The sequence below is a fragment of the Streptomyces sp. HUAS YS2 genome, from assembly GCF_033343995.1.
In the GTDB taxonomy this organism is placed as follows: Bacteria; Actinomycetota; Actinomycetes; order Streptomycetales; family Streptomycetaceae; genus Streptomyces; species Streptomyces solicathayae.
Window position 1 is genome coordinate 7,306,304 of record NZ_CP137573.1, and the last position, 22,236, is coordinate 7,328,539.

The 22,236-nt window shown below is 73.1% G+C and carries 21 protein-coding genes; 13 read left to right on the top strand and 8 right to left on the bottom strand.

Annotated features, from left to right (window positions below):
• Positions 1-5: 5 nt before the first annotated feature.
• Positions 6-356 (bottom strand): PRC-barrel domain containing protein, encoded by a 351-nt coding sequence (locus R2D22_RS33375; protein WP_318108870.1) that lies wholly within the window; start codon positions 354-356, stop codon positions 6-8.
• Positions 357-569: 213 nt separating this feature from the next.
• Between R2D22_RS33375 and R2D22_RS33380 the strand changes: the two genes are divergently transcribed.
• The 3 genes from R2D22_RS33380 (at position 570) to R2D22_RS33390 (ending at position 4,894) form a co-directional block, all read left to right on the top strand.
• Entirely contained in the window at positions 570-2,789 is a 2,220-nt protein-coding gene (locus R2D22_RS33380; RefSeq protein WP_318108871.1) for an NADP-dependent isocitrate dehydrogenase, read from the top strand.
• 153 nt (positions 2,790-2,942) lie between these two features.
• Positions 2,943-3,260 carry a hypothetical protein gene (locus R2D22_RS33385; RefSeq protein WP_318108872.1) on the top strand — a complete coding sequence of 106 codons (318 nt, stop codon included), beginning with the start codon at positions 2,943-2,945 and terminating at the stop codon, positions 3,258-3,260.
• Between the two features lie 101 nt (positions 3,261-3,361).
• Positions 3,362-4,894, top strand: coding sequence for a sigma-70 family RNA polymerase sigma factor (locus R2D22_RS33390; RefSeq protein WP_318108873.1), 1,533 nt, complete (start codon positions 3,362-3,364; stop codon positions 4,892-4,894).
• A gap of 11 nt (positions 4,895-4,905) precedes the next feature.
• Here the strand turns inward: R2D22_RS33390 and R2D22_RS33395 are convergent, their stop codons facing one another.
• The 4 genes from R2D22_RS33395 to R2D22_RS33410 form a co-directional block, all read right to left on the bottom strand.
• Complete coding sequence (locus tag R2D22_RS33395) at positions 4,906-5,517, bottom strand: CAP domain-containing protein (RefSeq protein WP_318108875.1); 612 nt, start codon at positions 5,515-5,517, stop codon at positions 4,906-4,908.
• Between the two features lie 76 nt (positions 5,518-5,593).
• The gene (locus R2D22_RS33400; protein WP_318108876.1) at positions 5,594-6,472 is read right to left on the bottom strand and encodes a universal stress protein; all 879 of its coding nucleotides are present in this window, start codon (positions 6,470-6,472) and stop codon (positions 5,594-5,596) included.
• 64 nt (positions 6,473-6,536) lie between these two features.
• Positions 6,537-7,868 (bottom strand): acyl-CoA dehydrogenase family protein, encoded by a 1,332-nt coding sequence (locus R2D22_RS33405; protein WP_318108878.1) that lies wholly within the window; start codon positions 7,866-7,868, stop codon positions 6,537-6,539.
• 151 nt (positions 7,869-8,019) lie between these two features.
• Complete coding sequence (locus tag R2D22_RS33410) at positions 8,020-8,478, bottom strand: RrF2 family transcriptional regulator (RefSeq protein ID WP_318108879.1); 459 nt, start codon at positions 8,476-8,478, stop codon at positions 8,020-8,022.
• Positions 8,479-8,661: 183 nt separating this feature from the next.
• On the opposite strand from R2D22_RS33410, the gene gadC reads away from it, so the two are divergent.
• On the top strand, positions 8,662-10,143 hold the full coding sequence (gene gadC, locus R2D22_RS33415; protein ID WP_318108881.1) for a glutamate/gamma-aminobutyrate antiporter GadC: 1,482 nt from the start codon (positions 8,662-8,664) through the stop codon (positions 10,141-10,143).
• Positions 10,140-10,580: a hypothetical protein gene (locus R2D22_RS33420; RefSeq protein ID WP_318108882.1), complete on the top strand. Its 441-nt coding sequence runs from the start codon at positions 10,140-10,142 to the stop codon at positions 10,578-10,580. Before gadC ends, R2D22_RS33420 begins: the two co-directional genes overlap by 4 nt.
• Positions 10,581-10,598: 18 nt before the next feature.
• On the opposite strand, the gene R2D22_RS33425 is transcribed toward R2D22_RS33420, so the two are convergent.
• The gene (locus tag R2D22_RS33425; protein ID WP_318108883.1) at positions 10,599-11,642 is read right to left on the bottom strand and encodes an SDR family oxidoreductase; all 1,044 of its coding nucleotides are present in this window, start codon (positions 11,640-11,642) and stop codon (positions 10,599-10,601) included.
• Positions 11,643-11,826: 184 nt separating this feature from the next.
• Here R2D22_RS33425 and R2D22_RS33430 point away from each other — a divergent pair, with 184 nt between their 5' ends.
• The 3 genes from R2D22_RS33430 (at position 11,827) to R2D22_RS33440 (ending at position 13,051) form a co-directional block, all read left to right on the top strand.
• On the top strand, positions 11,827-12,060 hold the full coding sequence (locus tag R2D22_RS33430) for a DUF5133 domain-containing protein (RefSeq protein WP_318108884.1): 234 nt from the start codon (positions 11,827-11,829) through the stop codon (positions 12,058-12,060).
• A gap of 134 nt (positions 12,061-12,194) precedes the next feature.
• Entirely contained in the window at positions 12,195-12,572 is a 378-nt protein-coding gene (locus tag R2D22_RS33435) for an STAS domain-containing protein (RefSeq protein WP_318108885.1), read from the top strand.
• A gap of 5 nt (positions 12,573-12,577) precedes the next feature.
• Entirely contained in the window at positions 12,578-13,051 is a 474-nt protein-coding gene (locus R2D22_RS33440) for an ATP-binding protein (protein WP_411977107.1), read from the top strand.
• Positions 13,052-13,077: 26 nt separating this feature from the next.
• On the opposite strand, the gene R2D22_RS33445 is transcribed toward R2D22_RS33440, so the two are convergent.
• A complete protein-coding gene (locus R2D22_RS33445) occupies positions 13,078-13,983 on the bottom strand; it encodes a SigB/SigF/SigG family RNA polymerase sigma factor (protein WP_318108888.1) in 906 nt (301 codons plus the stop codon).
• Between the two features lie 162 nt (positions 13,984-14,145).
• Here R2D22_RS33445 and R2D22_RS33450 point away from each other — a divergent pair, with 162 nt between their 5' ends.
• On the top strand, positions 14,146-14,577 hold the full coding sequence (locus R2D22_RS33450; RefSeq protein ID WP_318108890.1) for an ATP-binding protein: 432 nt from the start codon (positions 14,146-14,148) through the stop codon (positions 14,575-14,577).
• Positions 14,578-14,616: 39 nt separating this feature from the next.
• On the opposite strand, the gene R2D22_RS33455 is transcribed toward R2D22_RS33450, so the two are convergent.
• Positions 14,617-15,831, bottom strand: a complete 1,215-nt coding sequence (locus tag R2D22_RS33455) for a D-alanyl-D-alanine carboxypeptidase family protein (RefSeq protein ID WP_318108891.1) — start codon at positions 15,829-15,831, stop codon at positions 14,617-14,619.
• Between the two features lie 367 nt (positions 15,832-16,198).
• Between R2D22_RS33455 and R2D22_RS33460 the strand changes: the two genes are divergently transcribed.
• From R2D22_RS33460 to R2D22_RS33475, 4 genes are all read left to right on the top strand, one after another.
• On the top strand, positions 16,199-18,133 hold the full coding sequence (locus R2D22_RS33460) for an NAD-binding protein (RefSeq protein WP_318110134.1): 1,935 nt from the start codon (positions 16,199-16,201) through the stop codon (positions 18,131-18,133).
• A gap of 124 nt (positions 18,134-18,257) precedes the next feature.
• Positions 18,258-19,472 (top strand): cytochrome P450 family protein, encoded by a 1,215-nt coding sequence (locus R2D22_RS33465; RefSeq protein ID WP_318110136.1) that lies wholly within the window; start codon positions 18,258-18,260, stop codon positions 19,470-19,472.
• Positions 19,473-19,707: 235 nt separating this feature from the next.
• On the top strand, positions 19,708-19,905 hold the full coding sequence (locus R2D22_RS33470) for a hypothetical protein (RefSeq protein WP_318108893.1): 198 nt from the start codon (positions 19,708-19,710) through the stop codon (positions 19,903-19,905).
• Between the two features lie 28 nt (positions 19,906-19,933).
• Positions 19,934-22,204 (top strand): FxsB family cyclophane-forming radical SAM/SPASM peptide maturase, encoded by a 2,271-nt coding sequence (locus R2D22_RS33475; RefSeq protein ID WP_318108894.1) that lies wholly within the window; start codon positions 19,934-19,936, stop codon positions 22,202-22,204.
• Positions 22,205-22,236: the final 32 nt, after the last annotated feature.

The window sequence follows — 22,236 nt, forward strand, 5'->3', positions numbered from 1 at the left end:
GCCCCTCACATGTGCCGGTTCGCGTAGTACCGCTCGACCAGCTGCAGGTACGGCAGGTCGTCCTCGTGCTGACCGCTCTCGAACGGCGGCGCGTCCTTGATCTCCGCCTTCGTGGCGGCCAGGTGCACGGTCTCGTCCGCCGGGTCGATCATGACCACGAGACCGGCCGGGAGCAGGACACGATGGCCGAAGATCCACGGCCCGGTGTCCACGACGATGTACGACCGGCCGACGTCCTCGGAATACTTGTCGATCTTCCCGATGTGTCCGTCGGACGCCTCGACCCGGTAGCCGATCAGCTCCGCTCCGGGAGCGTGTCCCGACGTCTCGGCGTATCCCCAGAAGTCCGTGCCCATGACCGCCACCTCCTCCTCGCCCTGAGCGACTGCCCCGGATCCCCGCGTCCACGCGCCTTCGGCGGTCCGAAGGCCCGGCGTGTCCGGGCGGCGAGGTCACCCGTGTGCACGGTTCCGCGCCATGTGACCGAGGGCCCTTTCCCTCGCACCGCGATCACGAGATATCTTGATGTCGAGCAATCTCGCATACGCAGACGTGGAGCGGAGCACCCGGTGACTGACTCGACCATCATCTACACCCACACTGACGAGGCGCCCGCCCTGGCGACGTACTCGTTCCTCCCCGTGGTCCAGGCGTACGCCGCCACGGCCGGCGTCGGCGTCGAGACCCGCGACATCTCCCTGGCCGGGCGCATCATCTCCGGCTTCCCGGAGTACCTGGACGAGGGGCAGCGGATCGCCGACGCCCTGGCCGAGCTCGGCGAGCTCGCCAAGACGCCGGCCGCGAACATCATCAAGCTGCCGAACATCTCGGCCTCCATCCCGCAGCTCAAGGCCGCGATCGCCGAGCTCCAGGGCCAGGGCTACGCGCTTCCGGACTACCCGGACGACCCGAAGACCGACGAGGAGCGCGACATCCGCGCCCGCTACGACAAGGTCAAGGGCAGCGCCGTCAACCCGGTCCTGCGCGAGGGCAACTCCGACCGCCGCGCCCCCGCCTCGGTCAAGAACTACGCCAAGACCCACCCGCACCGCATGGGCGCCTGGACCCCCGAGTCCAAGACCAACGTCGCCACCATGGGCGAGAACGACTTCCGCTCCACCGAGAAGTCCACCACCATCGCCGAGGCCGGCGCCCTGCGCATCGAGCACGTCGCCGCCGACGGCACCACCACCGTGCTGCGCGAGTCCGTGCCGGTCCTCGCCGGTGAGGTCGTCGACGCCTCCGTCATGCGCGTCGCCGCCCTGCGCACCTTCCTGAGCGAGCAGGTCGCCCGCGCCAAGGCCGAGGACGTCCTCTTCTCCGTGCACCTCAAGGCCACGATGATGAAGGTCTCCGACCCGATCGTCTTCGGCCACGTGGTCCGCGCCTTCTTCCCGAAGACCTTCGAGACCTACGGCGCCAAGCTGGCCGCCGCCGGGCTCTCCCCGAACGACGGCCTCGGCACCATCCTGGCCGGCCTGTCCGCGCTGCCCGAGGGCGACGAGATCAAGGCCTCCTTCGACGACGAGATCACCGAGGGCCCGGCCCTCGCGATGGTCGACTCCGACAAGGGCATCACCAACCTGCACGTGCCGTCCGACGTCATCGTCGACGCCTCCATGCCGGCCATGATCCGCACCTCCGGCCACATGTGGGGCCCGGACGGCCAGGAGGCCGACACCCTCGCCGTCCTCCCGGACAGCAGCTACTCCGGCGTCTACCAGGTCGTCGTCGACGACTGCCGCGCCCACGGCGCGTTCGACCCGGCCACCATGGGCTCGGTGCCGAACGTCGGCCTCATGGCCCAGAAGGCCGAGGAGTACGGCTCCCACGACAAGACCTTCGAGATCGCGTCCGCCGGCACCGTCCGCCTGGTCGACCAGGCCGGCAACGTCGTCCTGGAGCAGGAGGTCGCCGAGGGCGACATCTTCCGCGCCTGCCAGACCAAGGACCTCCCGGTCCAGGACTGGGTCAAGCTCGCCGTCAACCGCGCCCGCGCCACCGGCAACCCGGCCGTCTTCTGGCTGGACGCCGAGCGTGCCCACGACGCGCAGCTGATCGCCAAGATCGAGCAGTACCTGCCGCAGCACGACACCGAGGGTCTCGAGATCAAGATCCTCTCCCCGGTCGAGGCCACCAAGTTCTCCCTGGAGCGCATCCGCCGCGGCGAGGACACCATCTCGGTCACCGGCAACGTGCTGCGCGACTACCTGACCGACCTCTTCCCGATCCTGGAGCTGGGCACCAGCGCCAAGATGCTCTCCGTCGTCCCGCTGATGGCGGGCGGCGGCCTGTTCGAGACCGGCGCCGGCGGCTCCGCCCCGAAGCACGTCCAGCAGCTCGTCAAGGAGAACTACCTCCGCTGGGACAGCCTCGGCGAGTTCTTCGCCCTGGCCGCCTCCTTCGAGCACCTGGCGACCACCACGGGCAACGCCCGCGCCCAGGTCCTGGCCGACACCCTCGACCGCGGCACCGCGACCTTCCTCAACGAGGACAAGTCGCCGACCCGTCGCGTCGGCGGCATCGACAACCGCGGCAGCCACTTCTACCTCGCCCTGTACTGGGCCCAGGAGCTGGCCAAGCAGACCGACGACGCCGAGCTGGCCAAGGCCTTCGCGCCGCTCGCCGAGACGCTCACCGCGAACGAGCAGAAGATCGTCGACGAGCTGAACGCCGTCCAGGGCTCCCCTGCCGACATCGGCGGCTACTACCAGCCCGACGTCACCAAGGCCGCGGCGATCATGCGCCCGTCCGCGACCTTCAACGAGGCCGTCGCGAGCCTCGGCTGATCCGCGGCGGCGACAGCCGCCCGCACCGCGCGTACCGCCCCGGCAGGCGTCCCGTCCTGCCGGGGCGGTCCCGTACGCCCCGCACCGGCGCCGATCCGGAACGACCTCGTCCCGCCGGTGGCGGATCCCGAACCACGGTGTGAACCTGGGGGAATGAGCTGGGCATCATGGACGACGGCCGGGGTCTACACCGGACGCGGCGGGGTTCTCACCGAGGAGGGCGGTGTGGTCACGGGCGATCTGACCGTGCACACCACCTACGTCGACGACGAGGCACGGGTCGCCGTGCAGTACACGGGCGCCTCCGACTGGTTCACGATGGCGGGCAGCCCCGTCCCGTGCACCTCGGAGCAGGAGAGCCGGGAGCTGCACGACGCGGTCGTCGCGGCCGTCCGGGCCGGCGGCGGTGCCACCGTCCCGTATCTGCCGCACCCGCCCGACACCCCACAGTCCCCACGTCGTAGCGTCTGAACGAAGAATTCCGGTCGCGGCGCGCGCATAACCGTCATCCCACGGTCCTCCGCGGATCTCCCGAACGACGGGACACGGATCAGGGACGAGGGAGCACGGACATGCACAGCGACGAGCGTCGCGCCCAGGAGCTGGTGAACGCCGCGCGGACGGGCGACCCGCGGGCCCGGGAGGCGCTGGCCGCGGCGTACCTCCCGCTCGTCTACAACATCGTCGGCCGCGCCCTCGACGGGCACGCGGACGTCGACGACGTCGTGCAGGAGACCATGGTCCGCGCCCTCGACGGCCTGGACGCGCTGCGCGACCCCGCACGGTTCCGCTCCTGGCTGATCGCCATCGCGATGAACCAGATACGCCGCAGGTGGCGCACCCGGCAGCAGCAGCCGCTCACCGGCCTCGACACCGTGGCCGAGACCCCCGACCCGGCCGGCGACTTCGTCGACCTCACCATCCTGCGCCTCGGCCTGTCCGGGCAGCGACGCGAGGTGGCCCGGGCGACCCGCTGGCTCGACGCCGACGACCGCGAGCTGCTCGCCCTGTGGTGGCTGGAGGCCGCCGGCGAACTCGACCGCGCCGAACTCGCCGAGGCGCTGGCCGTCGACCCGGGGCACGCGGCCGTCCGGGTGCGGCGCATGAAGGAACAGCTGGAGACCGGCCGCGGGATCGTCCGGGCCCTGGCGGCCGAGCCACGCTGCCCGGCACTCGCCGACACGATCGCGACCTGGGACGGCCGGCCCTCGCCGCTCTGGCGCAAACGCATAGCCCGGCACCTGCGCGAGTGCCGGAGCTGCTCCGGCGCATGGTCGGGCCTGGCCCCGGCCGAGGGCCTCCTGGCGGGCCTCGCGCTGATCACGCCGCTGCTCGGGGCGGGGGCGGGGCTGCCGGGGGCGGGCTCGTACGAGACGGTCGCGGCGGGGTTCGGGGAGGTTTCCGTCTCCGGGCCCGGTGGTGTTCCCGCGCCCAGGGACGGGCACGGCGGCGTTCCCGCGCCCGGGCCCGGCGGTGTTCCGGGGCCCCGGGCGGGTGGTTCGGGCGGGCGGCGGGTCGCGCTCGCCGGGGGCGCGGCCGTCGTCGCCGCGGCACTGCTCGTCGCACTGTGGCCGGAGCGGGATGCTCCGCCCGGTCCCGTACGGCCCGCTGCCGCCCCGCCCGTCACGCCCGCCGCGACCACGGAGCCGCCCCCGTCCCCGTCCGCCCCGCCGCGGCCCAGCGTCACCGCCACGCCGAAGGCCTCCCGTACCGCGCCGCGGCTCTCGGCTGTGGAACGGCTGACCCGGATCGTCAACCAGCGCCGGGCCGAGGCCGGTTGCGGGCCGCTGCGCACCGACCCGCGGCTCGTCGAGGCGGCCCGCGCGCACGCCCGGGACATGGTGGCGCAGGGCTACTTCGACCACGCGAGCCCCGACGGCCGGAACGTCGACGCCAGGGTCGGCGCCGCCGGCTACCGGTGGAGCCTGGTCGGCGAGAACCTGGCCGCGGGCCGCCGGGACCCCGGCGCGGTCGTCGGCGACTGGATGGACAGCGACGGCCACCGCCGCAACATGCTGGACTGCCGCTTCCGTGACACCGGCGTCGCCGCCGTACCCGGGCCCGACGGCACGGTGTGGGTGCAGACGCTGGCGAAGCCGTCCTGAGGTGTCGGGTCCTAGCTCTGCGGCGCGCCGAAGTCCTGGACCCACCAGGGGCCGCTCGCACGGAGGTTGACGCCGACGCCCACATGTTTGTAGGTGCAGTTGAGGACGTTGCGGCGGTGGATCGGGCTGCCCATCCAGTCCCGCATCACCCGCGCCGGGCTCTTCGGGCCCCGGTGGATGTTCTCGCCCCAGGCCCGCCAGTCGTACCCCGCCGCCGTGAGACGGTCGCCGCCGTCCCGGCCGTCCGGGCTCTCATGCTCGTAGTAGCCGCGCGCGGCCATGTCGTCGGCGTGCGCCTGCGCGGCGGCCGTCAGCCGGGCCGTGGTCCGCAGCGCACCGCAACCCGCCCGCTCGCGTTCGGCGTTGGCGAGTTCGACGACCTGCTCCGCGTACGTCTCGGCCGTGCTCAGAGGGGCGGCGGCGGTCCCGGGCGGGCCGGCGGTGGAGACGGGGGACGCCCCGGAGGTCAGCGCCAGGACGGCCGCGGCGCCGCTCGCGCCCGCCAGCACCACCGCCGTCGTCCGCAGCGGCCCGCGCCTCCCGCGGCGCCCGGGGCCGGTGACCGACCTGGGGAGGTCGGCGGAGGGCAGGCGGGTGTCGTCGTGATCGCGGTGCGGTCGCATGCGGCCAGTCTCGGCGCGCGCCGCCGCCCCGGCATCCGGAGCGACGTTTCGGGGGACGGCGCCGGGAGGGCGTCGGTCAGTCGTGCGGGACGACCGCCACCGGGCAGTTCGCGTGATGCAGCGCGGCGTGGGCGACCGAGCCGATGCGGGGGCCCACCGCGCCCCGCTTGGCGCGGCGGCCGACGACCAGGAGAGAGGCGGAGGCGGAGGCCGACAGGAGGACCTCGCCCGCGCTGCCGATCTCCACGTGCTCGGCCACCCGGACGTCCGGGTACCGCTCGCGCCACGGGGCCAGTACCTCGTGCAGCGCCTTCTCCTCGAACGGCACCAGGCCACCCGCCTCGTCCGCCAGCCGCATCGAGCCGGGGCTGTACGCGTACAGCGGCGGTAGGCTCCACGCGCGAACGGCCCGCAGGACGGCCCCGCGCGCCGCGGCGGTCTCGAACGCGAAGCGCAGCGCCGAGGCGCTGTCGTCCGCGCCGCCCAGCTGCCCGACGACGACCTCGCCCGAGTCGTCGTCGCCCGCCCCTTCCCCGCCGCGCCCCGGTCGCACCGCGACGACCGGGCGCTCCGCGCCGGCGATGATCTGCTGTCCGTACGAGCCGAGCAGGAAGCCGGCGACCGGGCCGTGCCCGCGCGAGCCGATGACGACCATCGCCGCCCGCTCCTGCAGGCCGAGGAGCCCGGGGACAGGCGTGTCGGGGACCACCTCGGCGCTGAGCGCGACGTCCGGGTGCGCCGCGGCCACGGCGGTCGCGGCCTCCTCGGCGACGTGCTCGGCGAGCCGCTGCTGGTCGCCCTCCTCCTGTACGAGCGGCAGGTCCAGCGGCTGCCAGAGCCAGGCGTGCACGAGACGCAGCGGCAGCCCGCGCCGTCCCGCCTCGCGGGCGGCCCAGTCGGCCGCGGCGAGACTCTCCGCGGAACCGTCCACTCCGGCGATGATCTCGAGACCCATCCGACTTCCCTCCACGTACGTCCCTTGTCGCTCCTGCTCCCAGCATGGGCCCGGGAGCGGGGGATCACACGGGGAGCGTCAGCCGGGCGTGGGTGCCGTTGAGGTAGTGGTCGCCGATGTCGCGCAGCCGGTGGGTGGGGGAGTGGCGGGCGGTGAGGGCGCGGGCGTTGCGCCAGAAGCGGTCGAAGCCGGGCCCGGAGCCCGCGGGTTCGGGGCGGTCGGCGGAGCCCACGAGCTCCAGGATGCGGGTGGTGACATGGACGGCCGCGCGGTCGGTGACCGCCTCCGCCGCGGCGACGAGGACGGCGATGTCCGCCCGCTCCTCCACGCCCAGGCTCCCGCCCGCGTCGAGGCCCCGGGCCAGGGCGTCCGTCGCGCGCCCGGCGACCGAGGCCGCGGCGTGCGCGGCGGTGGCCAGCTCGCCGTACGCGAGCAGCAGATACGGGTCGTCGTCGCGCGGCGCGTACGTGACCGCGTGCCCGGCGGCGGTCCGTACGCTGTGCGGCTGCGCGGCGTGGCCGGCCCGGCTGACGTCCCGGGCCTCGGCCAGTGCGCCCTCGGCGATGCCGAGCCCGACCTGCACGAGGAGGAGCCGCAGGGCGAGCGGGGCGAGGGCGGCGTACGGCGTGACGTCGTGCTCGTCGCGCGGCACCCGTCCGAGGACCGCCTCCGCGGCGACGGGCGCCCGGTCGAACGTCACGGTTCCCGCACCGGACAGGCGCTGGCCCAGCCGGTCGGTGGCGGGCTCGGTGAACACGGCCGGGTGCGCCGGGTCCACGAGGACGATCAGTAAGTCGCCGGTCCCGGTACACCGCGCGCCGACGACCAGCCGGTCCGCGACCGTGACGCCGGAGGCGAAGTACCGGCGGCCTTCGAGCACGAAGCCGCCGCCCTCGGGGCTCCCGGGTTCGTCGGTGCTCTCCGGCGTGAGGACGAGGTCGGGCGTCTCCGTCCCCGTCTCCGCACGAGACGACTCCACGCCGCCCGCCAGCAGCCAGCCCTCCCGCTCCGCCACCGTCTCCACCGGCTCGGTCGCGGTCTTCCCGTCCTCGGTGCCGAAGAAGCGCGCACTCCACGCCAACGCGTAGTGATGGGCGAGGAGTTCGCCGATCGAGCTGTCGGCCGTGGAGATCTCCCGGATCACCGCGGAGGCCGCCCGCCAGTCCGCACCGCGCCGCCCGTCCGGGCTCGGCGGCGTGAGCAGCGCGGGCAGCCCCGCCTCCTGGAGGCGGGCGAGCTCGTCGAGCGGGGACTTGCCGGCCCGGTCCCGGGCGAGCGCGTCGACGGCGAGGTCGTCGGTGAGCTCCCGGGTGACGCGGTGCCAGATCTCGTCCTCCACGGGCCGGTCGGGCCGACCGGCGGCGGAGCGCTTGGCGGACTTCCTGGGCCTCGTCACGTCACCTCACCTGTTCCCTAGTTTCCCCACTGGAATAGTAGGGATACTGCCACGGCAGTTCGAACAGACTCCAGAGGGCGCCCACATCGTGGACCGGACCGTCCTGCCGGGTGAGACCCGTATCAAGGGTGGCAGCCGCGGGCGGCGTCGCTCAGGGGTTCGTCCACGCCTCCGGCGCGTCCGCCAGTGCCGACACCTCGGGCGGCAGCTTCCCCGCCGCCACGTCCGCCAGCGAGACCCCTTCGAGCACCTGGCGCACATTGGCCCGCACCGCGATCCACAGCGTCAGCAGGGACTCGGCGGGACCGGTGTACGCGAGCTCCGGCGGACGCACCCCGCGCACCGACACCAGCGGCCCGTCCACCACGCGGATCACGTCGGCGACCGAGATCTCCGCGGCCGGTCGCGCCAGCCAGTACCCGCCGTTGCCGCCGCGCTGGCTCTGCACCAGCCCGCCCCGGCGCATGTCGCCGAGGATGCCCTCGAGGAACTTGTGCGAGATGCCCTGCGCATCGGCCACGGCCTCGGCCTTCAGCGGGCCCTCGTCCTGGGCGGCGGCGAGCTGCAGTGCGGCACGCACCGCGTAGTCGGCCCTGGCTGAGATGCGCATGCCCGCATTATTCCGTACGGCCGTGACCCGCCCCCGGCCCGCCGGGCGCGGGGCCGCCTAGCGCCGCCGACACCCCGTACGTTCGGGCGCGTCCGTGCCGTCACCCGTGCGGAGCAGTCCGCCGTGCCGTCCCCTGGTCCGCGCCGAAGGCTGGCCCTATCCGTTCACGGGCAGGGAGGTCTGATGAGTTCGATGGACGTACCGGCGGATGCGACGCCGCCGGGGGCCGCACGGTCGGAGACCCGGACGGCGGTGGACCGGCCGGGCATCCCCACCATCACGTGGGTGACGCTCGCGCTGATGACCACCGCCTCGGTGGCCAGTCTGCGCGCCGCCCCGACGATGGCCGTCTACGGCCTGGCCTGCGTCTTCCTGTATCTCGTCCCCGCGATCGTGTTCCTGCTGCCGACCGCGCTGGTCTCGGCGGAACTCGCCTCGGGCTGGTCCGGCGGCGTGTACCGCTGGGTCAGCGAGGGCCTTTCGAAGCCGCTGGGCTTCCTCGCGGTCTGGTGCCAGTTCGCGATGACGATCTTCTACTACCCGAGCCTGCTCGCCTTCGTGGCGAGCACCATCGCGTACGTCATCGACCCGTCCCTGGCCTCCAACGGCGTGTACACCGCCATCGTGATCATGGTCCTGTACTGGACCGGCGTCTGGGTCTCCTCGCGCGGCACCAAGGCCCTGGCGGGCCTGTCGAGCTGGGGCCTCGTCATCGGCACGCTCGTGCCCGGCACGATCCTCGTCGTCCTCGGTATGGTCTTCCTCGCCCAGGGCAACCCGTCCGCGGCCCCGATGAACGCCGACCACCTGCTCCCGCAGTGGACCGGGCTCGCCAGCCTCGTGCTGATCGTCAACAACTTCCTGTCGTACTCCGGCATGGAGATGAACGCGGTCCACGTCTCCTCGCTGAAGGACCCGGCGAAGGAGTACCCGAAGTCGATGTTCCTGGCCATGGGCCTGGTGCTGCTGATCTTCATCCTGCCCGCGCTGGCCATCAGCTGGGTCGTGCCGGCCGACCAGCTCAGCCTCACCGCCGGCGTCATGCAGGCGTTCGACGCGTTCTTCGCCTACTTCGACGTCGGGTGGATGACGCCGATCGCCGCCGTCATGCTGATCTCCGCCTCGCTGGCCGGCATGCTGACCTGGCTCGCCGGGCCGTCCAAGGGCCTCCTGGAGATCTCCCGCCAGGAGGGCTACCTGCCGCCGTTCCTGCAGAAGCTCAACAAGTACGGCATCCAGCAGAACATCCTCGTCACGCAGGGCGTCGTGACCTCCGTCATTGCCCTCATGTACGCGCTGATCCCGAACGTCTCCAGCGTCTACTGGATCTTCTCGACGATCACCACGCAGGTCTACCTCATCGTCTACCTGCTGATGTTCGTGGCGGCGATGCGGCTGCGGAAGAACAAGCCCGACCACCCGCGCGGCTACCGGGTGCCCATGCTCGGCCTGGTGTGCACGACCGGCCTGCTGGCCTCGCTCGCGGCGCTGGGCATCGGCTTCGTGCCGCCCTCGCAGTTCGGCGGCGGCAGCGTGATCGCCTACGTGCTCTTCATCGCGTGCGGCCTGTTCGTCCTGGGTCTGCTCATCCCCTGGCTGTTCCTCAAGTTCCGCAAGCCCGGCTGGCGGACGGCCGCCGCCGAGTCGACGGGAGACCCGTCATGAGCCGCACCCGCTTCGCCTCGGAGCATCGCTGGGTCTACATCGGAGCGATCGTCATCCTGCTCGCGATGGTCGTGATCGGACTGATCCAGTTCAGGAGCGTGAAGCAGAACAACGACACCTACGCCAAGGCTCAGGAACTCAGCAAGGAGCTGGTGGCGGCGGGCTACCCGGCGCCCGACATCGACGTCGTCGAGCAGCTGCTCGGAACGGACGGCGGCGCGGTCTGCGAGGACCCGGGCAGCACCTTGAAGCGGGCTCTTTGGAACGTCCAGCAGCTCTCCAACGGAGCCACCGGCCCCGGCCAACGCCCGGTGATCGGCGACACCCGTGCGGTCGAGCTGGAGAGGATCGTGCTCCAGGTGTACTGCCCCGACAAGGTCGACGAGTTCGACGAGGACATCGACGACCTGGACACCAGGGAGACGGTCAAGCGCTGAGGGACCGCCGCCGGCCGGTCACCCGATACGGTGACCGGCCAGCGGCGCCGTCGTGTCACCGGCCCCCGTGCGGACGCCCCGCAGGAACGCCGCCATGGCCTCCAGCGAACTCGTCGTGGGCTGCCAGCCCAGCTCGGTGCGGGCCCGCTCCGTCGACAGCAGCGGCAGTCGCAGCACGGCGTCGAGCAGGTCCGGCGACGCCGGCGCCAGCCGCAGCCGCCAGGCCGCCGACAGTGCCCCGCGGACCGCGCCGCCCGGGACGCGTACCACCCGGGCGTTCAGCAGCCCGGCCAACTGCCGGGCGTCCAGAACCGGTTCGGCCGCGAGGTTGAACGCCCCGCGCACGTCGGCGAGGACCGCGAGGCGGTAGGCCTGCGCCGCGTCGTCGGTGTGCAGCACCTGGAAGCGCAGCCCCTCGAGGTCCGGCACCACCGGCACCAGCTCGGGGCGCAGCAGCGGCCCGGGGAAGAACCGGCCCGCGAAGATCCTGCGCTGCTCGCTCGCCGCCTCCTCCTTGAACAGGAAGCCCGGCCGCATCCGCACCACCCGGATCTCCGGGTGGTCGCGCTCGTACCCGTCCAGGACCCGTTCGAGGTAGGCCTTCTCGCGGCAGTACGCCGCCGCCGGCCAGCCGTGCGTCGGCCACGACTCGGTCACGCCCGGTCCCGACTTCGGCCCGGGCGAGTACGCCCCCACCGAGGACGCGTGCACCAGGACCGGCACCCCCGCCGCCGCGACCGCGTCGAACACCCGCAGCGTGCCGAGGACGTTGGTGCGCCAGGTCGTCACCGGGGCATGGGTCGGCTGGAAGCGCCAGGCCAGGTGGACGACCGCGTCGGCTCCGGCGAGGTGCCGTACCAGCCGGTCCGTCGCGTCCTCGCTCGCGATGTCCACGCTCTCCCAGGAGGTCTTCGGTACGTCCAGGTCCGGCCGGCGCCGGGCGAGTCCCAGCACCGAACCGATCCGCGGGTCCGCCGCCAGGGCCCGGACCACACTCGTCCCGACGTTGCCGGTGGCGCCGACGACGACCACGCGCAGACGCGCGCCTTCTTCCGTGTCCATGGCCCACACTCTCCGTCACCGCCGGGGGCTCCGCATCTTCGCGCCGTGCCGCCTTCCGTGGTGTTTGCGCACGTCAGGGACCCTTCGGGGGCCAAAGGGTCACGGAACGTGGCCGTCCGGCTCGCGGGCGTGGCGGAACGACCCCAAGATTGGCGCAGCGGGGGTCCAGCCAGGAGGACAAGAGATGCTGCTGCCCGACCGAAACACGATCGACCGACTCCTGCGTCACTACCGGGCGCAGGAACGGATCGTGCTGGCGCGCCCCGGCGATCTGGGCACCCGCCGCCGCTTCGAGGACACCGCGTACACCCTGTGCGTCCTGATGGGCGAGCGCACGGCGCGCGAGGCCGTACAGGCGGCCGAGCGGTACGTGGCCCGGGGCGGCGCCGTCTCCCCGACGGCGCGCGCGGAGGCGTAGGGCGGAAGCGGTCCGGCCGGTGGGTCGCACGCGCCGCTCATAGGCGCGATAGTCGAGGGTGAGGAGCGGCGGGTGCGACGGCGCGCACCACGGACGGTCGGGCGCCGGCGCTGACGAAGGAGGCGAGCCAGGGGATGGACGGGGATTCCGGGCAGCGGTTCGGCGTCGAGGTGACATCCGGCGACGGGGCAGTGGTGCTCGCCCTGTCGGGGGAACTCGACCACGACACGGCGGAGCCGCTGCGCGTGGCGCTCGCCGAGCAGATCGAGGCGGGCGCACGGCGCATCGTCGTCGACTGCGCCCGACTGCGCTTCTGCGACTCCACCGGCCTCAACGCGCTGCTGCGCGCCCGGCTCCAGGCTCAGGAGAACGGCGGGCGCGTCGAGCTGGCCGACCTCCGTCCGCCGGTGAGCCGGATGTTCGAGATCACCGGTGCGCACACCGTCTTCCAGGTCCACGCCGACCTTGCCGCCGCCCTCGCCTCGGCGGACCGGCGGCCGGAACGGGGGTGACGCCGATGGGCGTGCGCGGCGAGACAGGGGCCGAAGAGGTCCGCCGACTGGAGCTCCGCGGGGCCGAGGGCGTGGTCGGCCGCTGCCGCGACTTCACCGCCGCGGCCCTCGCCGACTGGGGTTGGACCCCGGCGCGGGACGAGGAGGCGAGGGAGGTGGCCGACGACGTGCTGCTGCTGGTCTCCGAGGTGGTCACCAACGCCTGCCTGCACGCCGGCGGCCCGGAGGAGATCGTCCTGCGGCACCGCGACGGCGTGCTGCGGGTGGAGGTCGCCGACCCCAGCCCCGAACACCCCCGGCGCGGCGGCCCGCGCCCCTCCTCGCTCCCCGGCGGTCACGGCGTCATGGTCCTCGACCGCCTCGCGGGCCGCTGGGGCTCGCGGACGCGCGAGACCGGGGGAGGCAAGGTGGTCTGGCTGGAGATCGCCGGCCCGGGCGCGATCAGGCCCCCGTCGGACCTCCGCATCCCCGGCGCCTAGGCACCCCGGCGCCTACGTATCCCAGCTCAGGCATCAGGGGAGGGCGGGACCGTACCGTGCGTCGGCGGCGTGTCGTCCAGCAGCCCGTCGCGCAGGGTGTGCAGGATCCGGGCGAGCAGTCGCGAGATGTGCATCTGCGAGAGGCCGAGTCGCGCGCCGATCTCCGCCTGCGTGAGTTCCTGGCCGAAGCGGAGCGACAGGATGCACCGGTCCCGCTCGTCCAGCTGGGCGATCAGCGGCCCCAGCGACTCCAGCGCGTCGATCAGCTCGAAGGACCGTTCCTCCGTGCCCAGGTGCCGCAAGAGGCCGTTGAAGGTGTCCTCCTCGTCCCCGTACGGCGTGTCCAGGGAGCGGGCCACGTAGCCGTTCGCCGCCTGCTCGCCCTCCGCTATCCGCTCCTCGTCCACCCCGAGGTGTGCGGCCAGTTCCGCGCGGGTCGGCCGACGGCCCAGCCGCTGCTCCAGCACGTCCACGGCCTTCGCGAGGTCGATGCGCAGTTCCTGGAGCCGCCGCGGAACCTGCACGGACCAGCTGGTGTCGCGGAAGAACCGCTTCATCTCGCCGACGATCGTGGGCAGCGCGAACGCCGAGAACTCGATCCCGCGGCCCGGCTCGAACCGGTTGATCGCCTTGATCAGGCCGACCGTGCCGACCTGGACGATGTCCTCGGCCGGCTCGGCCCGGTTCCGGAACCGGCGGGCCGCGAACTTCACCAGGCTGAGATTGAGCTCGACCAGCGTGTTGCGCACGTACGCGTGCTCCGGCGTGCCTTCCTCCAGCTCCGACATGCGGACGAAGAGCGCCGTGGAGAGGGTCTGAGCATCCTGGGTGCTGACGTCCGTCGGCCGGTCGATCTCCGGAAGGCCGCCGAGTGCCTCGCGGCGTACTGCCGCGGGGTCGAAGGGTGAGGGCGGGGGGGGTCTGCCGGGCACGAGGTTACCTCCGACGGTGGGGGAGGGCCCGATCCGCCGGTGCCACCGACGACCGGGTCCGTCGTACGAGGGTCCTGACCGAAACATGCCCGTTCGATACGGTTTGAAGCGTTTCTCCGGGGAACCCGTCGCGATATGAGAGCGGCAGGGCAGGAGAGGCTCATGGAGACGAGCCGGCGCATCCCGCTCACCGACGGGGCCCCGACGGTCGGGGAGTGCCGCGACCGGACGGCCGCGGTGCTGCACGAGTGGTTCGGTCGGGACGGCGGCACGGAGCGCGCCGCCGTCGACGACGTCCTGCTGCTCGTCTCGGAGCTGGTCACCAACGCGTACACGCACGGCGGCGCACCGTACGAGTTGCTCCTCGACCGGGTCGGTGACCGGCTGTGGGTCCAGGTGAGCGACACCAGCCCGGTACGCCCGAGGCCGCACGGCCCGCACAAGGCAGGCCGCCCCTCCGGCCACGGGCTCTACCTGCTCGAACGGCTGGCGGACGCGTGGGGGTGGGTACCGCGTGGCGCGGGCAAGGCGGTCTGGTTCGAGATCACGGTCCTGGGGGGCGTCGGCCCGCACGACGGGGAGGCAGACGGGTAGCGAGGCGCGCCCCGCCCGGGGCGGGTGGTCGGCCGCCGCTCAGCTGCCGCCCGCCGTGCCCCGCCGACGCCACAGCCACACACCCGCGGCGGCGGCGAGCGCCGAGCAGACGAGGGCGAGCGGAAGACCCGGGTTCGCCCCCGAGTCCTCGTGCTTCGCCGCGGTCTCGGGAGCACGGCGGGACGCGCTCCCGGCCCGGGGCGCCGCTTTCGCGGTCACCGGGCCCGGGCCCGCCGCCTGCTGCGGGTTCTCGCGCTCGGTGCGGGCCGGCCCGGGCTGCAGCGAGCCGACCGGCCGTACCTTCCCGGCGGCCTCGAAGCCCCAGTCGAGCAGCTGCCGCGCCTCCTCGTACACGGCGAGCCCGCCGCCCGACTGCGGGTTCATGACCGTGACGACCAGCGTCCGCGAGCCGCGCTGCGCGGCCGCGATGAGCGTGTTGCCCGCACCGCTGGTGTAGCCGTTCTTCACGCCGAGCAGCCCCGAGTAGCGGGCCACCCCGTCCGCCCCGGTGAGCAGCCGGTTGGTGTTGCGGATGGCGTACGACGAGCTGCCGGAGGGGAAGTCCGTGTACGGCGTGGAGCAGTACTTGGCGAACTCCGGGTTCTGCAGACCGGTCCGGCCGAAGACCGCCAGGTCGAACGCCGACGAGACCTGGCCCGGCGCGTCGTAGCCGTCCGGGGACACCACCCGGGTGTCCCACGCGCCCAGGGCGGTCGCCTTGTCCTGCATCCGGCGGGACATGGAGTCCCAGCCGCCGTCGAGCGAGGCGAGCACCCGTACCGCGTCGTTGCCCGAGCTGAGGAAGACCCCGTTCCACAGGTCGGAGACCTTGTACGTGTACCCCGCCTGGACGCCGACCAGGCTGCTGCCCGCGCCCACCCCCTTCAGTTCCTCCTCCGTCACCTTGTGCTCCGTCCACGCGGGGAGACTGGGCAGCGAGGTGAGCGCGAACAGGGTCTTCAACGTGCTCGCGGGCGGCAGCTTGCGGTGCGCGTCGTGCGCCGCGAGCACCTCGCCCGAACCGGCGTCGGCCACCAGCCACGCCAGGGCGGAGACGTCCTCCGGCACGCCTGGCGCGCCGGGCAGCGGCCGGACCTGCGTCCCGGTCCGGTACAGCGCCGCGGGGTCGACGAACGCGCGCGGCGGTGGAGTGGGTTCGGCGACGGACGCGGCGACGGCCGCCGGAGCGGGCAGCGCGAGCAGGAGCGCCGCGGCACCGGCGGCAGCATGACGAACGGCTGACGTGACGATCATTCAGTCACCGTAGGAAGGGGTGCGGGAGGCCGCAGGGCGGAGTGCGCCGACCGGCCTATCCGGGTGGACACCTCCGGTACCGGGGTACCGCGCACGACGCGGGGAGCGACCAGGCATGCTGTCCCACGTGTCGTCACTTCCGTACCAGAGCCGACAGAGTGAGGGTCCGTCGACCGCTGTGGGCGCCTCTCCGGCCCCCGGCGGAACCGGCCCGGCCGCCGCTCCCGGCCCGCCGCCGCCTCGGGACCCCTCCGACCAGCACGACGTACCCGGCGGGGCCTTCGGCGCACCCCTGGGAACGCCTCCCGGCGGGCCGGCCGTACGCGACGAACGGGAGAGACCGGGCGGGGCCGCGATCTCGGGCCACATGATCGTGTGCGGCGACGACGTCCTCGCCCACCGCCTGGCGAGCGAGCTCAGCGAGGTGTACCGGGAGCAGGTCACCCTCGTCGTCCCCGGCGCGACGCCCTCCCCGCAGCAGCCCGACGCGCCGCGGCCCGGCCGCGCGATGGCCCTCTTCGGCCGGGTGACCGCCGCGGTGACCCGCACCGCCTCCGCGCACACGGGGACCGCGGGCGCTCCTCCGGCCGGTGCGCCGGCGGCCGCCGAGGAGGCCCGGACGCCGATCCGGATCGTCGAGGCCGTCGCGATCGACGAGGACACGCTGCTCCGCGCGGGCATCGACCGGGCCGCGGCGCTCGCACTCGTCCACGACGACGACGAGACCAACATCCGCCACGCCCTCGCCGCGCGCCGGCTGAGCCCCCGGCTGCGCCTGGTGATCCGCCTCTACAACCGCAAGCTCGGCCAGCATCTGGAGAACCTGCTGGACCAGGCCGCGGCGGTCGCCGAGCCCGGCCTGGACCCGAGCGTCCTGGACGCCGCCACCACCGTGCTGTCCGACGCGGACACCGCCGCCCCCGCCCTCGCGGCCACCGCCGTGGCCGGCACCAGCAAGGTCGTCCAGGCGGGCGGGCTGCTCCTGCGCGCCGTCGACCGGCCGCCGCCCGGCCGGGGCCAGATCGCCGACCCCGGCCTGTGCACCCTGGCCCTGCTCTCGGCGACCACCAACGACCCCGCCGGCATCGAGGGTTCGCACAGCAGCGGCGACCTGGGTCCCCAACTCCTGCCCGACGACCGGGCGGTGGCCGCCGCCACCGGGCGCGGCACCGTCGCGCTGGAGGCGATCAGCCACGCGGGCCCGAACGGCAACGGCGCAGCCGCCCGTACCGGCAGCGCCGGATTCCTGCCGGTCGCCTCGTTCTTCTCGAGGCGGCTGCGCTGGTCGCTCGCCGGGGTGGTCGCCGCGGTCGCCGGGATCGCCGTCGCCACCTGGCTGACCACCGGCGACCATCCGCTGCACGCCGCGTACCTGACCCTGCTCGACATCTTCGCCATCGGCGACCCCGCCCTCGAGGAACAGACGAGCCGTCAAGTCCTGCAGATCCTTGCCGGGTTCACCGGGCTGCTCGTCCTGCCGATCATCGTCGCCGGACTCCTGGAGGCGCTCGGCACCTTCCGCTCCGCCACCTCCCTGCGCCGCCCGTCGCGCACCCTGTCAGGCCACGTCGTCCTGCTCGGCCTCGGCAAGGTCGGCACCCGAGTCCTCGCGCGGCTGCGCGCCCTGGACATCCCGGTGGTGTGCGTGGAGTCCGACACCGAGGCGCGTGGCATCGCGCTGGCCCGCCGGCTTCGGGTGCCGACCGTGGTCGGCGACGTCACCGAGGAGGGAGTCCTGGAAGCCGCCCGGATCCACCGGGCCCATGCCCTCCTGGCGCTGACCAGCGTGGACATCACCAACCTGGAGGCCGCGCTGGCCGGCCGCGCCCTCAGGCCGGACCTGCGGGTGGCCCTGCGGCTCTACGACGACGACTTCGCCACCGCCGTCTACCGCACCCTCCGCGCCGCCCACCCCGAGGCGCTGACGCGCAGCCGCAGCGTCTCCCACCTCGCCGCGCCGGCCTTCGCCGGGGCCATGATGGGCCGTCAGATCCTCGGCGCGATACCGGTGGAACGCAGGGTCCTGCTCTTCGCGGCCCTGGACGTGGCGGGCCACCCGTTGCTGGAGGGCCGTACCGTCGCGGAGGCGTTCGTACCGGGCACCTGGCGAGTCATCGCCCTGGAGACGACGGCTCCGCCCGGACGCGCCGGCCGCGGCGCACGCCAGAACGGCGGCGACGAGCGGGGCGGCGACCGGAGTCAGCCGCACCTGGTGTGGCAGCTGCACCCGGGCTACGTGCTGAGCCCGGGGGACCGGGTGGTGGTTGCGGCGACCCGCCGCGGCCTCGCGGAACTGCTCTGACGAAGCACGGGAGTTGCCGGCGGGGCGGACCCTAGGATCACGGGAAGAGGGGCTGTCAGCCCCGCCACCCGACAGGAGAGCCCCGTTGAACGCTTCGGCCGCCGCCCCGCAGCCGCCCCACCGCATGGACCCGGCGGGCGGCTGCCCGCACGCCGACAACGCCCGCCTGCTCGCGCACGGCCCGGTGGCCCCGGTCGTCCTGCCCGGCGAGGTCGAGGGCATGGCGGTGCTCGGGCACGACGCGCTGCGCGAGTTCCTCGGACACCCGGACGTCGCCAAGGGCGCCCGGCACTTCACGGCCCTCGCCGAGGGCCGGATACCCGAGGGCTGGCCGCTGCGCACCTTCGCCACCGTCCAGGGCATGACCACCGCGGACGACGCGGACCACCGGCGGCTGCGGTCCCTGGTCAGCCGGGCGTTCACGGCCCGCCGCGTGGAGGACCTGCGCCCCCGCGTCGAAGCGGTGATCGCCGGCCTCCTCGACGGCCTCGAGGCCGCGGCGGCGGCGGCCGACGGCGGCGTCGTGGACCTGCGCCGCCACTACGCGCTGCCGCTGCCGCTCGGCGTGATCTGCGAACTGCTCGGCGTCGACGCGGAACACCACGACCGGCTGCACCGCCTGTCCAGCCAGGTGGTCGCCACCGACATCGGCCCGGAGGAGGCCGTCGCCGCCAACCGCGACCTGATCGCCCTTCTGTCCGCCATAGCCGCGGAACGGGCGGCGTCGCCCGGCGACGACCTCACCAGCGCCCTGATCGCGGCCCGCGAGGAGGACGGCGACCGGCTCGGCGGACCGGAGCTGATCGGCACTCTCCTCCTGCTGATCATCGCCGGCCACGAGACCACCCTGAACCTCATCACCAACGCGGTCCGCGCCCTGTGCACCCACCCGGCCCAGCTCGCCCACGTCCTCGAAGGCCGCGCGACCTGGTCGGACGTCGTGGAGGAGACCCTGCGCTGGGACAGCCCGGTGAGCTACTTCCCGTTCCGCTACCCCACCCGCGACCTGACCTTCCACGGCACCCTCATCCCCAAGGGCACCCCGGTCCTGGCGGGCTACTCCGCGGCCGGCCGCGACCCCGCGGCCCACGGCCCCGACGCCGCGCAATTCGACGTCACCCGCCCCACCCCCACCAAACACCTCTCCCTGGGCCACGGCCCCCACTACTGCCTGGGCGCCCCTCTCGCCCGAATGGAGGCAACCCTCGCCCTGGAAGCACTTTTCACCCGTTTCCCCACCCTGACCCCGGCCACCCCGAACGCCGAACTCCCCCGCCACACAGGCTTCGTCGGCAACAGCGTGCGCATCCTCCCCGTGCGTCTGACAACAGGGCTGTGAACACGGACCAGTTCGTGACCTAAAGGAATCCATAGACTCCTCACAGCAGGGGGGACGCCCGGTACTCTGGGCGCGCACACGATCGGGTGAACCAGCGGCGCATGGAAAAACTTCTCGATGATCGCGGATGTTATCCGCGCGTCACGAACTAATGGTGTCGTGTCCGAAATGACACGACTTGCCGTATTCTGTGACGGGGGGATGTGTTTCATGCGCAATCAAGGAGAGGCAATCCATGGCTACCACTCTCGTCTCCGCGGCCGCCAGGCCCGGGACCGTCTCCCGTCGGAACGGCTTCGAGCGGACGCCGCTGAAGCAGCGGGTTTCTGTACTGAGTGGCGGACATACCAGTGCTTCTCTCGACCGGATCCTGCCGGCTGATGCGCCCGAGGGCGCATCGCAGGTGGAGGCGGCCTTCCAGTCGGCTCTCTGAGCCGACCGAAAGCCGACATCGCACACCGATGGGCCACCCCTCGCTCACACTGACCCAGTTCGTGGTCAAGGTACACAGCCGCTGTGACCTGGCCTGTGATCACTGCTACGTGTACGAACACGCGGACACCAGTTGGCGAGGGCGTCCCAGAACCCCTTCCCGGGCCATTCTCGCCCGGACGGCGCAACGTATCGCCGAACATGCGCGCACCCACGGGCTCTCCACGGTCCACGTCGTGCTCCACGGCGGCGAGCCGCTCCTGGCGGGCCCCGCCGGAATCCGCGCGGCGGCGGAGGAACTGCACCGCGCACTGGACGGTGTGACCGTCCTGGATCTCAAGATTCATACAAATGGCGTCCTGCTCAGCGAGCGCTTCTGCGACCTCTTCGACGAACTCGGCATCACCGTGGGCGTATCGCTCGACGGGGACAAGCAGGCCAACGACCGCCACCGCCGCTACGCGGACGGCCGATCGAGCCACGCCAAGGTCCTCAAGGCAGTGGAACTCCTCAACCGCCCGCGGTACCGGCACCTGTTCGCCGGGCTCCTGTGCACCGTCGACGTCGAGAACGACCCGGTCGCCGTGTACGACGCGCTCGTCGCGCTCGACCCCCCGCGCATCGACTTCCTTCTCCCGCACGCCACTTGGGATGCGCCCCCGCCCCACCCGGGCGCCTCGCCCACCCCGTACGCGGATTGGCTCGACACGATCTATGCCCGCTGGGACGCCGCCGGACGCCCCGTCGGCATTCGGATGTTCGAGTCGCTCCAGCGCACCCTGCGGGGCGAGAGCAGCCTGATCGAATCCCTCGGTCTCACCCCCGCGGACCTGGTCGTCGTCGAGACCGACGGGACCTTCGAGCAGGCGGACAGCCTCAAGACGGCCTACGACGGGGCTCCCGTCACCGGAATGGACGTCTTCCACCACACCCTCGACGAAGTCCTCGACCACCCGGGCATGGCGGCCCGCAGGCAGACCGTCGACGACCTCAGCGCCGCCTGCCGGGCGTGCCCCGTGGTGACCTCCTGCGGCGGTGGGTTGTACGCCCACCGCTACCGGACGGGGGACACCCCCGAGGACACCGGCTTCGACAATCCCTCCGTCTTCTGCCCCGACCTCAAGGCCCTCGTGCATGCCGTGGAGGACCGCGAGACCGAACGCATCCGCCGTGACGACGCCTGGCCCTCCGCCACCGCCGAGGACCTCGCCGCTTTCGACGACCTTGCGGCCGGACACGGCAGCGCAGACACGCTCGACGAGCTCGCGCACGCCCAACAGCTGGCGATGGCCGATCTGTTGGCGGCGCTGCGGCAACGGACCGACCTGGGAGTGGAGACAGATCCGCCGGCCCGAGCCGCCTGGGAGCTGCTCGACGCACTCGACACGGAGGCCCCGGACGCGCTCGACACCGTCCTCGCCCACCCCTGGACCCGGTCCTGGGGCACCGCCCTGCTGCTCGGCGGCGGTGCCGGTTCGATCGTCACCGCGGGGCTCGCCGAACTCGCCGCCGCCGCGTCCCTCCTGGCCCGCCGTCCGGATCCTGTCACCGTGCCGCTGCGGAGCACGCCCCGGGGCGGGCTGCTCCGGCTGCCCGGCCTCGGCGTCGTCCACCTGACCTGCACCACCGGCACGGCCGAAGTGACCGCGCACGACGAGGAGTTCACCGTCCGCGCGGGAGGGCGCGAGCTGCGCATCGGCTGGGGCGAAGGGATCGACAGCCCCTCCCCGCTGTGGCACCCCGTGCGGCTCGTCGAACTGCCCGGCTGGACGGTCGCCCTGGAGGACACCGACCCGCTGCGCACCGCCTGGGGCTCCACCGTCGCCGACCGCCTCGCCCCGTCCGCAGCCAAGGACTGGGCCGAGGACCTCGCCGCCGCCTGGGACGTGATCGACTCCCGCGTGCCGGCGTTCGCCCCCGCCCTCGCCGCCGGCCTGCGCAGCATTACGCCGCTCGAACGGCGCGACGGGCACCCCGCGAGCCTCTCCTCCCGGGACGCCGTCGGCGCCGTCGGCATCGCCCTGCCCGAGAGCCCCGAAGCACTCGCGCTGCTGCTCGTCAGCGAATTCCAACGCGTCAAGTTCCGTGCGCTGCAGGATTCCTGCACCCTTGCCGCACCCGTCGCCGTACACCTGCTCGGTCCGATCGAGGACGCCTACGCTCAGCTCGCGGAAGCGGCTTTCGGCCCCATGGCCGATCGTGCCCCCTCCGCCCCGTCCGGATTCACCACCCCCGCGGGCCTCTCCGCCCTCGGTGAGCGTTTCGTACGCGGAATGCGCGGGAAGGCTGCGCATTCCTGACCCTCCTCACGGGTGGGTCCGCTCACGCTGTT

What these genes read in the sequence shown, in the direction of transcription:
- R2D22_RS33465 (WP_318110136.1), top strand. Translation starts at nt 18,258, where the DNA reads ATGGACCCGGCGGGCGGCTGCCCGCACGCCGACAACGCCCGCCTGCTC.
- R2D22_RS33400 (WP_318108876.1), bottom strand. Translation starts at nt 6,472, where the DNA reads ATGGGTCTCGAGATCATCGCCGGAGTGGACGGTTCCGCGGAGAGTCTC.
- R2D22_RS33375 (WP_318108870.1), bottom strand. Translation starts at nt 356, where the DNA reads ATGGGCACGGACTTCTGGGGATACGCCGAGACGTCGGGACACGCTCCC.
- R2D22_RS33470 (WP_318108893.1), top strand. Translation starts at nt 19,708, where the DNA reads ATGGCTACCACTCTCGTCTCCGCGGCCGCCAGGCCCGGGACCGTCTCC.
- R2D22_RS33410 (WP_318108879.1), bottom strand. Translation starts at nt 8,478, where the DNA reads ATGCGCATCTCAGCCAGGGCCGACTACGCGGTGCGTGCCGCACTGCAG.
- R2D22_RS33420 (WP_318108882.1), top strand. Translation starts at nt 10,140, where the DNA reads ATGAGCCGCACCCGCTTCGCCTCGGAGCATCGCTGGGTCTACATCGGA.
- R2D22_RS33435 (WP_318108885.1), top strand. Translation starts at nt 12,195, where the DNA reads ATGGACGGGGATTCCGGGCAGCGGTTCGGCGTCGAGGTGACATCCGGC.
- R2D22_RS33395 (WP_318108875.1), bottom strand. Translation starts at nt 5,517, where the DNA reads ATGCGACCGCACCGCGATCACGACGACACCCGCCTGCCCTCCGCCGAC.
- R2D22_RS33475 (WP_318108894.1), top strand. Translation starts at nt 19,934, where the DNA reads ATGGGCCACCCCTCGCTCACACTGACCCAGTTCGTGGTCAAGGTACAC.
- gadC (WP_318108881.1), top strand. Translation starts at nt 8,662, where the DNA reads ATGAGTTCGATGGACGTACCGGCGGATGCGACGCCGCCGGGGGCCGCA.
- R2D22_RS33385 (WP_318108872.1), top strand. Translation starts at nt 2,943, where the DNA reads ATGAGCTGGGCATCATGGACGACGGCCGGGGTCTACACCGGACGCGGC.
- R2D22_RS33440 (WP_411977107.1), top strand. Translation starts at nt 12,578, where the DNA reads ATGGGCGTGCGCGGCGAGACAGGGGCCGAAGAGGTCCGCCGACTGGAG.
- R2D22_RS33430 (WP_318108884.1), top strand. Translation starts at nt 11,827, where the DNA reads ATGCTGCTGCCCGACCGAAACACGATCGACCGACTCCTGCGTCACTAC.
- R2D22_RS33425 (WP_318108883.1), bottom strand. Translation starts at nt 11,642, where the DNA reads ATGGACACGGAAGAAGGCGCGCGTCTGCGCGTGGTCGTCGTCGGCGCC.
- R2D22_RS33390 (WP_318108873.1), top strand. Translation starts at nt 3,362, where the DNA reads ATGCACAGCGACGAGCGTCGCGCCCAGGAGCTGGTGAACGCCGCGCGG.
- R2D22_RS33450 (WP_318108890.1), top strand. Translation starts at nt 14,146, where the DNA reads ATGGAGACGAGCCGGCGCATCCCGCTCACCGACGGGGCCCCGACGGTC.
- R2D22_RS33455 (WP_318108891.1), bottom strand. Translation starts at nt 15,831, where the DNA reads ATGATCGTCACGTCAGCCGTTCGTCATGCTGCCGCCGGTGCCGCGGCG.
- R2D22_RS33460 (WP_318110134.1), top strand. Translation starts at nt 16,199, where the DNA reads ATGATCGTGTGCGGCGACGACGTCCTCGCCCACCGCCTGGCGAGCGAG.